The 13,407-nt window shown below is 74.6% G+C and carries 9 protein-coding genes and 1 pseudogene; 4 read left to right on the top strand and 6 right to left on the bottom strand.

The window, feature by feature from the left end:
- Positions 1-76: 76 nt before the first annotated feature.
- Both E4N63_RS16595 and E4N63_RS16585 read right to left on the bottom strand, forming a co-directional pair.
- Positions 77-697, bottom strand: coding sequence for a hypothetical protein (locus E4N63_RS16595; RefSeq protein ID WP_125627023.1), 621 nt, complete (start codon positions 695-697; stop codon positions 77-79).
- Between the two features lie 663 nt (positions 698-1,360).
- Positions 1,361-2,038 (bottom strand): peroxiredoxin, encoded by a 678-nt coding sequence (locus E4N63_RS16585; RefSeq protein ID WP_125626624.1) that lies wholly within the window; start codon positions 2,036-2,038, stop codon positions 1,361-1,363.
- A gap of 716 nt (positions 2,039-2,754) precedes the next feature.
- Between E4N63_RS16585 and E4N63_RS16580 the strand changes: the two genes are divergently transcribed.
- The 4 genes from E4N63_RS16580 to E4N63_RS16565 all read left to right on the top strand — a co-directional run bounded on the left by E4N63_RS16580 (position 2,755) and on the right by E4N63_RS16565 (position 7,848).
- Positions 2,755-4,476 carry an aminotransferase class V-fold PLP-dependent enzyme gene (locus E4N63_RS16580; RefSeq protein WP_125626626.1) on the top strand — a complete coding sequence of 574 codons (1,722 nt, stop codon included), beginning with the start codon at positions 2,755-2,757 and terminating at the stop codon, positions 4,474-4,476.
- A gap of 76 nt (positions 4,477-4,552) precedes the next feature.
- A complete protein-coding gene (gene trxA / locus E4N63_RS16575) occupies positions 4,553-4,921 on the top strand; it encodes a thioredoxin (protein WP_043470998.1) in 369 nt (122 codons plus the stop codon).
- 716 nt (positions 4,922-5,637) lie between these two features.
- Positions 5,638-6,234 (top strand): hypothetical protein, encoded by a 597-nt coding sequence (locus E4N63_RS16570; RefSeq protein ID WP_230241044.1) that lies wholly within the window; start codon positions 5,638-5,640, stop codon positions 6,232-6,234.
- Positions 6,235-6,567: 333 nt separating this feature from the next.
- Positions 6,568-7,848, top strand: a complete 1,281-nt coding sequence (locus E4N63_RS16565; RefSeq protein WP_230242516.1) for an MFS transporter — start codon at positions 6,568-6,570, stop codon at positions 7,846-7,848.
- A gap of 279 nt (positions 7,849-8,127) precedes the next feature.
- Here the strand turns inward: E4N63_RS16565 and E4N63_RS31160 are convergent, their stop codons facing one another.
- The 4 genes and pseudogenes from E4N63_RS31160 to E4N63_RS16550 all read right to left on the bottom strand — a co-directional run bounded on the left by E4N63_RS31160 (position 8,128) and on the right by E4N63_RS16550 (position 13,207).
- On the bottom strand, positions 8,128-9,219 hold the full coding sequence (locus E4N63_RS31160) for a DNA-binding response regulator (RefSeq protein ID WP_230241043.1): 1,092 nt from the start codon (positions 9,217-9,219) through the stop codon (positions 8,128-8,130).
- Positions 9,220-9,763: 544 nt separating this feature from the next.
- Positions 9,764-10,624, bottom strand: a pseudogene (locus E4N63_RS31510) (hypothetical protein); the annotation flags it as partial.
- Positions 10,624-11,943: a LacI family DNA-binding transcriptional regulator gene (locus E4N63_RS16555; protein ID WP_230241042.1), complete on the bottom strand. Its 1,320-nt coding sequence runs from the start codon at positions 11,941-11,943 to the stop codon at positions 10,624-10,626. The pseudogene E4N63_RS31510 and the gene E4N63_RS16555, both read right to left, overlap by 1 nt.
- A gap of 283 nt (positions 11,944-12,226) precedes the next feature.
- Complete coding sequence (locus tag E4N63_RS16550) at positions 12,227-13,207, bottom strand: polysaccharide lyase family 1 protein (protein WP_125623565.1); 981 nt, start codon at positions 13,205-13,207, stop codon at positions 12,227-12,229.
- Between the last annotated feature and the right edge of the window lie 200 nt (positions 13,208-13,407).

The following is a 13,407-nucleotide window of genomic DNA, read 5'->3' as shown; positions in this document are numbered from 1 at the left end:
ACACCTCGGCGTACGCGAGGGGCCCTTTCCGTACGGGAAGGGCCCCTCGACCCGCGGCAGCAGGAACGAGCGGGAGTCAGGTGGTGAGACCGGCTCTGTCGACCTTGCGGTGGAAGTGCATGCCGGCCAGTCCCCCGAGTACGGCGCCGAGCAGGCTGGCCACGGCGACAGCGATCAGCGTGATGATGCCGCCGAGGGTGAGGTCACCCTCGTTGAGCGGGAGGCGGGGCATGCCGTTCAACTCCGCGAGGACATCGTATTTGTTGCCGGCGATGGCCCCGAGTACGGCAATGACCACGGCGATGAGCACCGCCCACAGCCACACGGCCAGGCCCTGTTTGGCACCGTTGAAACGCGCCATCCGCCCGGCGACGTATCCGCCGCAGTAGTAGGCCACGAAGAGAATCACGGTCAGGGCGATGCCGCCGGCGATTCCGATGGTCTGGGGGTCGTCCGCCGCCTCGTCGGCGGCTTTCCCGATGTCGGTGTCCGTGGCGAGACTGAGGACGGCGCCGAGGGCACCGAGCAGGGCGGTGAGCAGGAGCGCCATGCCTGTGGCCGTGAGCCAGCCGAAGAATGCCGCGCCGAACTTGATACCGCCGTAACGTTCGCTCTCCCGGCTGACGACGCTTTCCCGGTCCCGCGCGTCGCCGGTGTCGCCGACCCCCGGGCGGTGGGGGGAACGCTCATGACTCATGGTGTCGGCACCTGGCCCTTCCTTGTTCCGCGGCCGGGGAGTTTTCAGCCGTTCGGTGGTTGCCTGTCAGGTGTGCGTGGCGGCCACTCCCTGCCCGAGCAGCCGCGGTGGTACATCGGACGGATCCGGAGCGGACGCGGGGTGCGCGCTCGGGGCCGGCCCGGCAGGAGGGCGGGTACCCCGAAGGGCTTGGGCCGACACAGGGACTTCCGGGTTCGGTCCCCGGTGGGTGCCGTTGAGATCGACATCTGCCGTTGAGATCGACATCACCCCCCGGGGAACATGAGGCCCACAACGCCCGCAAGCTCCGGCAGGCCGACGAGTGGACAGCCCGCCACAAGATCCGCGCAGGTGTCGGGGGAACCGTCTCCCCAGCAGTGAACGCCTGTGGCCTGCGCCGATCCCGCTACCGTGGGCAGGCGAAGACCAGCCTCCGGCACCAGTTCACCGGCGCCGCGCTCACCCTCCTCCGCATCGACGCCTGGCTCCCCGCCCACCTCCGAGCCCACACCCACCCAGCCCCTGGCAGCCGCCGCCGCAGAGCGGCGGGCGAAGCAGGCCCGGATCAACCAACGGCATCCGGGGAACGGCGGCCCCGGGGTCGTGCCGCGGCGGGCCGGCGGGGTGGGTGCGGGTGCGGTCCGCTGCGGCCGGCCGCCCGGCTCAGCTCTTCGCGCCGGGCTTGGTCGCGAGGTACCAGTCGGCGAGCTTCACGCTGTCGTCGGTGAGCCGGGCGTCGAGCTCGTCCTGCGTCCTCGGGGCGCCGACCACCACGTCGTCACCCGGCTGCCAGTTGGCCGGGCAGGACACCTGGTCGCGGTCGGAGGTCTGCAGGGCGTCGAGGAGGCGCAGGATCTCGGGGATCATCCGCCCGGCGTTCATGGGGTAGTACAGCACCGCGCGGACGGTCTGCTCCGGGTCGATGACGAACACCGCGCGCACGGCCGACGTCCCCGAGGTGTTCGGGTGGAGCATGCCGAAGGCGTGGGAGACCTTCATGTCCAGGTCGGCGATGATCGGGAAGGGGATGCGCACCCCCTGCTTCTCCTCGATGGCCCGGACCCAGGCCAGGTGGCTGAAGACCGAGTCGACCGAGTTGCCCAGCAGGGCCGCGTTGCGGGCCGCGAACTCGTCGGCGAGTTCGGTGAACGCGATGAACTCGGTGGTGCAGACCGGGGTGAAGTCCGCGGGGTGGCTGAAGAGGATCAGCCACTCCCCCGTGTAGTCGGTGAGCTTGACGGTGCCGTGCGTGCTGTCGGCCTCGAAGTACGGGGCCGGGTCGCCGATGAGGGGGAGCCGCCCCTCGGTCGCGGCGGGCGCCTGCTGCTCGGAGACGGTCATGGTCGGAAACTCCTTGTAGTACGGGACGGCATACGGGAATCCGGGCGGGACCGGGAGCGTTACCCCGAGTACTCCCAGCACCCTTCCCATACGGGGGAGGGTATTACCGTCCCAGCCGTGGGGGCAGGGCCGAACGGCCCTTTCCCCGGTACGCAAGGCCCCTGCCTGCCCCATCCCGGCCGGGGTGCACTGGAGAGCACGGTCCCCGGACCGGCCGGTCCGGTCCCACCCGCCCGTCCGGTTCCGCCCGTCCGGCCCAACCGGCCGGGCCGGCGGTGATTCCGGCCACGGCAACCGGTAACCCGTGCGGTGAACCGGTACCAACCGGCACCGGCCGGCCGCACGGTCCCCCGGATGCGCCCGGGGATCCGGCGCATCCGCGAGAAGACCAGGCGTTCAGCAGCACGGCGGAAGGAGACGTGGCCGTGACCCCCAGGACATCCGGCACCACCGCCCCCCAGCGGTCCGCCACCCCACGACAGTCCACCCCCACGGCGCTCCGCACCGGCACCGCGGTCCGCACCGGCACCGCGGAGCGCCCGGTCCGGAGCCGCCACCGCGCGCGACGGCGGCACCACCGGCACACACCGGGGCAACGGAGCCACCGGCACCAACCGCACCACCGAGCAGCCGACGGCGGCGGCCCGCCCCAGCTCCGTCGCCTTCTACGCGGCCCAGCACGGCCCGGCGCACCACACCGGCCACGGACTCAGACCGTGACCGCCGCGCCGCCCGCCCGGCGGTCCGGGCCCTCCGGGGACCCCGCACCCACCACGCCCCTGCTGGAGCGCGTCCGCCGGGGCATCATCGGCGACGACGAGGTGCTGGACGGCCCCTACGGCCCCCGCCGCCTGGTCTACGCCGACTACACCGCTTCCGGCCGGTCCCTCGGCTTCATCGAGGACTTCATCCGGGACCACGTCCTCCCCCGCTACGCCAACACGCACACCGAGAGCTCCAGCACCGGCCTGCAGACCACCCGCCTCCGCGAGGACGCCCGCCGCGTCATCCGCGACGCCGTGGGCGGCACCGAGGACGATCTGGTGATCTTCACCGGCTCCGGCGCCACCGCCGCCGTCAACAAGCTGGTCGGCATCCTCGGCCTGCGGGAACAGCCGAGCGCCGCGGTGCTGCCCGCCGAGCGTCCGGTGGTCTTCGTCGGCCCCTACGAACACCACTCCAACGAGCTGCCCTGGCGCGAGTCGGTGGCCGACGTCGTCGTCATCGACGAGGACGCCGACGGGCACATCGACCCCGCCCGGCTGGAGGAGGAACTGGTCCGGCACGCCGGGCGGCCGCTGCTGATCGGCAGCTTCTCGGCCGCCTCCAACGTCACGGGCATCCTCACCGACACCGACCGCATCGCCCGCCTGCTGCACGCCCACGGCGCGCTGTCCTTCTGGGACTACGCGGCGGCGGGCCCGTACGTGCCGCTGCGCGTCGCGGAGAGCGCGCCCGGCGCGGGCGACCACAAGGACGCGGTCTTCCTCTCGCCGCACAAGTTCGTCGGCGGCCCGCAGACCCCCGGCGTCCTCGTCGTGCGGCGGGAGCTGGTGCGCAATCCGGTGCCCACCGCGCCCGGGGGCGGCACCGTGGCCTTCGTCGGCCCGCTCGGCCACCGCTATCTGGACGATCCGGTGGTCCGCGAGGAGGGCGGCACCCCGGCGATCGTCGAGTCGATCCGCGCCGGGCTCGTCTTCGCGCTCAAGCAGGCCGTCGGCACCGATCTCATCCAGGCCCGCGAGGAGAGCCACTGGCAGTACGCGCTGGAGCGCTGGGAGCGCGACCCCGCCATCGAGATCCTCGGCAACCACCGGGTGCGGCGGCTGTCGATCGTCTCCTTCCGGATCCGGCACGGCGAGCGCTATCTGCACCACAACTACGTGGTGGCGCTGCTCAACGACCTTTTCGGCATCCAGGCCCGGGGCGGCTGTTCCTGCGCCGGGCCGTACGGGCACCGGCTGCTCGCCATCGACACCGCCGCCTCCGACGCCTTCCTGGACGAGATCACCCGGGGCTGCGACGGCGTCAAGCCGGGCTGGGTCCGGATCAACTTCAACTACTTCATCTCCGAGACGGTGCGCGACTACCTCGTCCGTGCCGTCGAACTGATCGCGGGCCACGGCCACCGGCTGCTGCCGGACTACCGCTTCGACCCGCACACCGGCGGCTGGCACCACCGCCGCGCCCCCACGGAGCCGCCGCTGCGGCTGTCCTCCTTCGGCTACGACGCGGAGGGCCGGCCGGTCGTCCGCGACGAGCGGCGCCGGGCGGGCGAGGAGTCGCTCGCCGGCCGGCTCGACGAGGCCCGGCGCCTCTTCGCCTCGCGTCCGGACGGCGTGGACGACGGCCCGACCGGACTGCCCGGGGACTTCGAACGGATGCGCTGGTTTCCCCTCCCGCCGGCGTGCCTGGACCGGGGCGCGGGCCCGGAATGAATCCGCCCCGCCCCCTGTTGGCAGGAATACCCGCCGCAATACCCCAGTGGGTATAGAGAGAAGGAGAGCCGGGCCCATGCCGACCATTGAGCTGACCAAGGACAACTTCGAGGAGACCGTCACGAGCGCGGGCATCGTGCTGGTGGACTTCTGGGCCGCCTGGTGCGGACCGTGCCGGATGTTCGCCCCCGTCTTCGAGAAGGCGGCGGAGAGCCACCCCGACATCGTCTTCGGCAAGGTGGACACCGAGGCGCAGCCGGAGCTCGCCGCGGAGTTCCAGATCTCCTCGATCCCGACGCTGATGGCCATCCGCGACCGCACCGTCCTCTACGCCCAGCCCGGCGCCCTCCCCGCCCCCGCGCTGGAGGAGCTGATCGGCAAGATCCGCGCCGTGGACATGGAGGACGTACGGCGGCAGCTCGCGGCCCGCGCCGGCCAGGGCTGAGCACCGGCCGGGCTGAGCACCGGCCGCCCTCCGGATCCGTCCCGCACGGGACCGGATCCCCCCGCACCACCGCAGCGCATCCGGAAACTCCCCCCCGATTCCGGTGCGGTGCGGTGTGTGTGCGTGCGTGATGCCCCACCGCACCGCGGAAAGCCCTCGCGGCCCATCGGCCCGGGGGCTTTCTGCCGCCCTTTTCACGGCGAACCCGGGCGCCGGTGACGGAAACACGCCCGGTGCCCCGCATCCGGTGGGCCGGCAACGGACCGCCGGAGAGCGGCTCGAACGCCAACGTCAACACCGGCCCGATGCTCCATCACACGGGCTCCTCAAGGGCAGTCCCCCTCGTCCGCCCGTCCGGCAGGCGGGGCCGCGGCCGCCGGGCCCGCGTAACCACGGCGGACTGACCTCCGTCCGGGGCATCGCGCGGACCGGGCCGGAAGAGAAAGGGAAGACGGGAGGCGCCAGTGGGAACGAGCGGAGGAACCATGCCGAAGCAGCCCGGAACGATCAGTTGCGCGCAGACCCGGTCAACAGGGCGGCGAAGAGCATCGATTGACCACCCCTTCACGTCACAACTGAATATCGCACCGCCACAGAAGCCTTCCATCCGTTTAACTGGCTCCGGTTCACGTCAACGGGGGAAGGCAGCGCGTCCGATGGGCAGACACAGCAGACAGACCTCCGCGGGGCACGTACGGAGCACGACCCTGCGGACGGTGGCGGCACTCGGCGTGGCCGGGACGATCGCCGTGGCGTTCCACGCCTCCTCCGGCGACGACAGAACCGCCCGGGTGCGCGCCGACGTCACCGCCCAGGACCGGGGGCCCGACCTCCCGGCGAGCCCCGCCGCATCACCCGGGGAGCCGGGGTCGCGGGAGTCCGGCGACCTCTCCCCCTCGTCCTCCACCACGCCCCGGCCGGTGACGGACGGCTCGGAGGCCGGCTCCCTGCGGAGCGGGGCCGCCGCCGCGGAGAGCACCCCGGACAGCCGTCCCGGCCGGGCCCGCGAGCACGCCGCCGCGGCACGGAAGGCGGAGGGAGCCGGCCGGAAGCCCGGCGGCGGCCCCGCACCCGGCGGTTCCGCGTCCGGTGCCGGCTCCGCGCCCGCCCCCGCCGGGACGGACACCGGAACGAACACCGGGCCGGAGCCCCGCGCGGCCGGGCCGGCCGGCGGCACGGGCGGGGAGAACCGCGACGGCGACGGCACCGCGTCGGCCGGCATCGTGGAGGGCGTCACCGGAGTCCTCGGCGATCTCACCGGGAACCTCACCGGCGGGCTCGGCTGGGGCGGGAACGGCCTGCCCACGGGCTGAGCAGCCGCGCCCGGCCGCTCTCCGCGGAGCCGCGCCGTGCCCCGATCCACGCGCCCCGCGCCGGACACAGGGCCCCCGCTCCCGTATGCCGCTGCCGTGCGCCGGAGCCGCAGGGGTCGGCGCCCCGGCGGCGCCGTCCACAGGGTGGGCACGCTTCCATGCGCCCGTCACCTGCGCGTTAGCCTGCTGTGCATGCGGAAGGACAGCGGGAGCGACGACGGCGGGAGCCCGGACACGGACGGTCACACGGCCACCGGACGGACCCCACCGGGCCCGCTCCTGCGCCGGGCACGCCTGGGGACGTTCGCGTACTTCGCGCTCAACGGCTTCGTGATGGGCGTGTGGGTGGTGCACATCCCCTCCGTCGAGGTCAGGGCGGGCATCTCCCACGCCGTGCTCGGCTGGCTGCTGCTGTGCATGGGCGGCGGCGCCTTCGCGGGGCTGCAGCTCGCCGGCCCGCTGAGCGACCGGTTCGGCAGCCACCGCACGCTGCCGGTGGCCGCGGTGCTGTGCAGCGGCTCCCTGGTGCTGCCCGGTCTGGCGGAGAACGTCTGGGCACTGGGCGCCGCCGTGGTCGTCTTCGGCTTCGGCAACGGCTGTATGGACGTCAGCATGAACACCCACGCGGTGCAGGTCGAACGCGGCTACGGACGGCCCGTCATGTCGGCCTTCCACGCGGTGTTCTCGATCGGCGGTGTCTTCGCGGCCCTGGCCGGCGCCCGCACCATCAGCTGGGGCTGGAGCGTGCCGCTCACGCTCGGCTGCATCGGTGCCCTGTGCGCGGTGGCCTCGGTGCTCACCGCGCCCACCCTGCTGCGGCCGGGCACGCTCTCCGCAGCGGACGCGCGCGACACCGGCACCGTCCCGCAGGAGGCCGGGAAGGCGTCCGGGGCGGCGGCTCCCGTCGAGGCGCCCGGGGCGGACGGCCCGGCGGATCCGCGGACGCCCCTGCCTCAGCAGACCGCAGTCCAGCAGCCCGCGCCCCCGCCGGAGGCACTCCCCGCGCCGCCGGTGAAGCGGCGGCCGCCCCGCCGCGTATGGGCACTGGCCCTGCTGGCCCTGATCCTGATGCTCAGCGAGGGCGTGGCCTACGACTGGAGCGTGCTGCACGTCAAGACGGTGCTGGACGCCCCCGCCGCCACGGCCGCCCTGGCGTACGGCGCCTTCGCCACGGCGATGACCCTCGGACGGCTGTCGGCGGACCGCGTCGCGGCCCGGTACGGCCCGGTCTTCGTGGTCCGTTACGGCGCGGGCCTGGCGGCGGCCGGGCTGACGACCGTGGCGCTGTCGTCCTGGGTGCCGCTCGCCCTGGCGGGCTGGACGGTCTTCGGACTCGGACTGTCCGGCTGCGTCCCGCAGTTCTTCAGCGCGGCGGGCCATGTGGACGAGGACGCCTCCGGGGCCAATGTCTCCCGGGTGGCGGGCCTCGGCTATCTCGGCATGCTGGCCGGACCCGCGATCATCGGGCCGATGACCGCGTTCATGCCGCTCAACCTGACGTTCTTCCTGCCGGTGGCGTTCTGCGTGACGGCCGTCTTCACCGCGGGCATCCTGCGCCCGCCCGCCGCCGCCCGGGCACCCGTCTCCCCCGCACCGGCCCGCACCGGCGCCTGACGGGGCCGTCCGGGGCCGGGAGCCGGGACCTGCGGACGATGGCCGCGGAGATCCCGGCCGGGGAAACTGCTGCCGTGGTCATGGCGACACCCCGCGGGGCTCGTCGGCGCAGGCCCTCCACCGGGCCTCGGCCGGCGGCTGGCCGGACCGGACACACCTCGGTGTCAGCGGCCTCCGGGCCCTCGTCCTGCCGCCGCCGCGGCCCGCTGGTTCCGCTGGGAGTGAGGGGCCGGGCGGGCGGGCGGCCGGGTCCGGGAACGGCGCGCGGCGGTCCGGGGTTCAGGACGCCTCGCGGTAGACGTGCGGGGCGACGCCCGTGACCTTGCGGAAGACACGGCTGAAGTAGGCGCGGTCATGGAAGCCGACGGCGCGGGCGATCGTCTGCACGCTGTCGTCGCTCTGCCGCAGCCGCTCCTTGGCGCGCTGGATGCGCAGCCGGGTGAGGTAGTCCCAGAGGGTCAGGCCGATCTCGCGGTGGAAGAGGCGGCCGAGGTGGTTCTCGCTGACCCCGGCCGCGCGGGCCATCTGGCGGCGGGACAGCGGATGCCGGTAGTGCTGCTCGATGTACGCGAGGGCGTGCCGCACGGGTGCGTGGGCGCGGTGCGCGCCCGGGTCGCCGCGGCGCGTCATCCGGGTCAGCAGGCCGGCGGTCTCCTCCTCCGTCAGGATGTCCCGGCCCAGCAGCATCAGCCCGGGGTGCGGCTCCGCGCGGCGCACGTCGTCGTGGGTGAAGCCCCGGTCGCTGAGCATCAGGACGGGGATCACGGGCTGTTCCGGGCCGCGGTCCTGGCTCGCGATCTCGTACATCCGCTCGACGATGTCGAAGCCGTCCATGTCGGCGGGTTCGCGCGGGACGACGAGCAGGCAGGGCACGTCCTCGGCGAACAGGGCGAGCGCCGCCGTGCCGTCGGCCGCCGTGCGGACGGGGTGGCCGGGCAGCGCTCCGCCGAGCAGCCGCCGGAACCGTTCGCGGGAGGCGGCGTCGCCGTCCACGACGACCACCGGGTCGGCCAGGCCGGGCGGGCGCAGCGCGTGCAGGGCCTGCGCGAGGTCGCGGCCGGAGACCGGCCCGTAGAGCAGGAACGGCGTGTGGCGGAGCGCCGGTTGGTCGTGCAGCCGCTGGACGGGGGACCACTCCTGCGGGCGGGTCCGGTCGGTGTCCCAGGCGACGGCCGCCGGGCCGTGGACGGAAGCGGAGCCGGGGCCGCCGCCGTCGCCGGGTGCGTGGCCGGCGACGAGGGACGCGATGTCGTCGTCCGGGTGCAGGCGGCGCGGATGCAGCCCGCACCGGCGTGCGATCGCGGCGATCTCGCGCGGCGGGGTGCCGGCGGCCGCGACGAGGAGGGTACGGCCGTCCGGGCCGCCGGGCACGGGCGCGGGACGGCGCCGGGCGTCCGCCGGGTGGGGAGCGGCAGTTCGAGCCGGAAGCCGTAACGGCCGCCGTCGGTACGGGCGGTGACCGAACCCCGTGCAGAACGGCGAGGCGGCGGGCGATGGCCAGCCCGAGCCGCATCCCGGGTGCCCCGGAGGCGAAGGGCTGGAACAGATCTTCGGCCTCGGCAGTCGGCGGGGCCGGGTCGGGGCGGGTGATGAGGACGCGGAGCAGCGGCGGCCGGACCTCGGCCTCCAGCGTCAGCCGGACGGTTCCGCTCCCCGGGCCGGTCCCGGAGCGCGGCCCAGGTCCGTCCGCGGGCCCCTCCGGGGGCCCGTCGGCGGCCGCGTTCAGCAGGTTGAGCAGGATCTGCCGGAGGCGCGGGCTGTCCGCGCTGACCGCCGGGAGCCGTCCGGGCAGCCGGAGCCGCCAGCCGTCGCCGCCCGGGCGGGCGCGGGCCGCGGTCTCGAACACCTCGACGAGCAGGGGGCGCGGGTCGAGCAGGTGCCGGGAGAGGTCGAGAGCGTCGATCTCGGAGCGGGAGAGGTCCAGCAGGTCGTCGATGAGCCGGAGCAGCCGCCCGGCGTGCTCGTGCGCGGTCCGCAGGGCGTCGGTCACCCCGGCGGGTTCCCGGCCGGACCGCGGGCCCGGGGACGGTGCGGGGCCCGGGCGGGTGTGGTGGAGGATCGCCTCGACCGGGGTGCGGAGTTCGTCGGTGGCGTTGTCGAGCAGCCGGGTCTTGAGCCGGTTGGCCTGCTCGGCCGCGTCCCGGGCGCGCCGTACCTCGTCGAACAGCCGGATGCCCTTGAGCGCCGCGCTGATCTGGTCCCCCAGCGCCCGGTACAGCGCGCCGTCCCGGTGTGCGGAGTGGCGGCGGCCGCCCGCGTCGAAGAGGGCGAAGCCGAGCTGCTCGTCGCCGATGTGGAGCGGTTCGGCGACCAGCGTGTAGCGCCGGTCGTCCGGCGGCAGCAGGGCGTCGGGGAGGAGGAGTTCGGCCCGGTACGGGGCCTGCGCCGGAGCGGCCGCGCCCGGGCCGGAGCCAGGGCCCGGGACCGCGCCGGAGGCCGCGCCGGCCCGGGCGGCGCGCGACGCCTCCAGTTCCTCGCGGGTGAGGACGGCCCGCGCCGCGCGGGAGACCTCCGGGGGGCCGGCCGGCCGGGAGAGGGCGGAGGGCGCCCCGGGGGCAGCCCGCACCGCGCGGATCGGGAATGCCCCGTCCTCGTACAGCACGAGACGGCAGCCGTTGACGCCGATGTGCGGCAGATGGCGGGAGAGCGCCCCGGTGAGCGCATCGATGTCGACGGCGGTGGTGAGTGCCGTGCCGAGTTCGCGCAGCCGGCGCGACTCCTGCTCCTCCGCCCAGCGCTCGCCCTCCAGCAGCCGGCGGGACTTGTCGGCGACCATCAACCGCGCCTGTCCGAAGAGGCGTTCGGCCCCGGCCGCCCCGTGGCCGCCCCCGCGCCCGGTCCGGTGCCGGCCACCAGGGCGCGGGCGCGCAGCAGCGCGCCGTCCCAGGCGGCGGCGTCCTCGGAGGTGCGGACCTCGCTCCCGATCAGCCGTTCGAGCAGCGGAAGGAACCCGCCGCCGAGCGCGGAGTCCGCACGGAGCGCGGCGGCCAGCTCCGGGCCCGCCCCGGGGAGTCCGGCGAACACCCGGGCCAGCGGCGTCCCCGGGTCCGGCGGGGTGTCCGTCTCCTGGGTCACCAGCGGGGACGGGCAGCCGCAGGACCGGCGCGTCACCAGCCTCCCCGGCACCACGCTCCGCGCCGGCGGGCGCGTACCGCGCAACCGGGCCAGCAGGGTGTCCACGGCCAGCTCCCCGAGCTCGGCGAAGGGCAGGGCCACCGAGGTGAGCGGCGGGTCGGAGAGCCGGGCCTCCGGGGAGTCGTTGAAGCTGATGACCGCCACGTCCTCCGGGACCCGGACGCCCCGGCCGGTGAGGAAGCGCAGGGCGTCGGCCGCCAGGACGTCGCTGCAGGCGACGACGGCGTCGAAGTCGCGGCCCGGGCGGAGCCCGCGGATGTCGAGGAGCACCCGCATCGCCGAGGCGCCCGCCCCGCTGCCGAAGTCGACGGCGGCGGAGACCAGCGACCGGTCGAGGCGGAGGCGGTGCCGGGCCAGGGCGTGGGCGTAGGCGCGGTAGCGGTCGAGGGAGACGGGGTTGGCCAGCGGGCCGCGGATGCAGGCGAGCCGGCGGCGGCCGTGGTGCCCGACGAGATGGCCGACCGCGTCCCGCATCCCCGCGTGGTTGTCGAGGAGCAGGGTCTCGTGGCCGTCGAGACCGCGGTTGAGGCTGACCACCGGGAGCCCATCGAGCCGCCGGGCCAGTCTTTCGGCCCGGTCGCTCGCGGCGGGGAGACCGAGGGTGGAGGTCCAGCAGATGACGCCGTCGAGCCGGTCCGGGCCGATCAGCTCGTAGAGCGCGTTGCGCGGGGCCCCGCCGGGACGGAGCGGGCCGCCGGGTAAGCAGACGAGGTTGACGTCGTTGCGCTCGGCCGCGGCCAGCACGCCGGACCACAGGGTGGCGCCGACGCCGAGGTGGATGTTCGCCGTGACGAGGCCGATGGTGAGGCGCCCTTCACCGGGACGACTGCCGGGATGACTGCTGGGACGGTTTCCGGGACGGCTGCCGCCGGGACGGTCCGGGCGGCCGCCGGGGCGGCTTCCCCGGCCGCCGTCCGGGCCGTCCGGTGGCCGCGCCCGTGGGGGCCCCTGTTCCGCCATGGTGCCTCGCTGGTCGTCGGAAACGACCCCGGGCCGCCGCGCGAGCGGCATACCGGCCGGGGGTCGTGGACGATAGCGGCGGGCCCGCGCCCGGACAAGGCCGGAGAGGTCTCCGGTCCTGCCCGGGCGTTGGCCCGGAGGCCCCGGGCGCGGGCACCGCGGGGTCGCGGTGCCCGTGGTGCCCGGTGGTGCCGCGGGCGGGGAACGGCGCGGTCGTCCCCTCCTCACCCCGCCCGGTGGGAGCTGAACGGCCGGACCGTACCGGCCCGGTGGGCCGGCCGGGTCAGATCTTCCCGACCCCCGCGCCCGCGGTCACGCTCGACTTGACGCTGTCCGCGTTCTCGGCCGAGTAGCCGTACGGGATCGGCGCCACGCTGCCGCCGCTCTGGCCGGCACCGGAGTTGACGAACCTGTTGTTCACGGCGCGGAGCGTGCCCGGTCCGGAGGACGCCTCACCCAGGTGGAAGGGGTCCTCGGTGTTCTCGAAGTAGTTGCCCTCGACGAGCACCCCGGCACCCTCGGTGGACGCCACGCCGTAGCTGCCGACGTTGTCGAAGTAGTTGTTCAGCACGTGCACCGGGTTGCCGAAGCGGACCCGCGGGTTGCGCTGGTTGGTGCCGTCGAACCAGTTGTGGTCGTACGTGACCCGGAGCTTGCCGGAGTCCTCGCCGCCGTTGCTGTCGGAGTGCCCGAGCAGCATGTTCTTGTCCTGGTCGTGGCAGCGGTTCCAGGAGACGGTGATCTGGTCCGAGGCCCGCTTGATGTCGACGCCGCCGTCCTTGGCGCCGGAGATGTCGTTGTGGTCGATCCACACCTTCGTCGAGTACTGGACGTTGATGGCGTCGTCGTTCGAACCCGTGAAGGTGAGGTTCTGGATGATCACGTTGGAGACCTTGCTGATGTTGAGCCCGCTGCCGGTGATCCGGCCGGAGGTGCCCACACCGACGACCGTCTTGTTCGAGGCCACCTTGGTCATGGAGCTCAGCGAGATGGTGCCGTTGACCCGTACGGTCAGCGGGCTGCTGCTCTGCACGGCGTCGATGAAGGCGCTCGCGCTGGAGACGGTGACGGTGGAGCCGCCCGCTCCGCCCGTGGTGCCCGCGCCGAAGCCGACGGGAGAGGCGGCGGCCGCGGGGGCGGCTTCCTTGCCGGCCTGCCGCTCGGCGGCCCCGCCGCTGCCGGCGGTCAGGCCGCCGAGGGCGACGACGGTCGCCGTCACGGCGGCGGCGCCGGCCAGTTTGTATCGCGCGCTCGTCCTGCGCATCGAAATCTCCGTCCGATGTGGGGGATGTGAGGGGGGTGTCGAACTGTTCCTGGGTGCACACCGGTGCCGCGCGGCCGGCATCTCCGACGATGCTAGGGCGGCTCCCGTGGACGATCAGGCGCCCCATGTGGACTATTGCGCGCGGCCGTTGCCCGCCCCGGCCGCCGGGGCCGGGCGGGCGCGGCGGGCCCGTGCGGGGC

The organism is Streptomyces sp. MNU89 (assembly GCF_020982505.1).
GTDB classification, from domain to species: Bacteria; Actinomycetota; Actinomycetes; order Streptomycetales; family Streptomycetaceae; genus Streptomyces; species Streptomyces xinghaiensis.
This window is presented reverse-complemented; position numbering and strand designations above follow the sequence as displayed.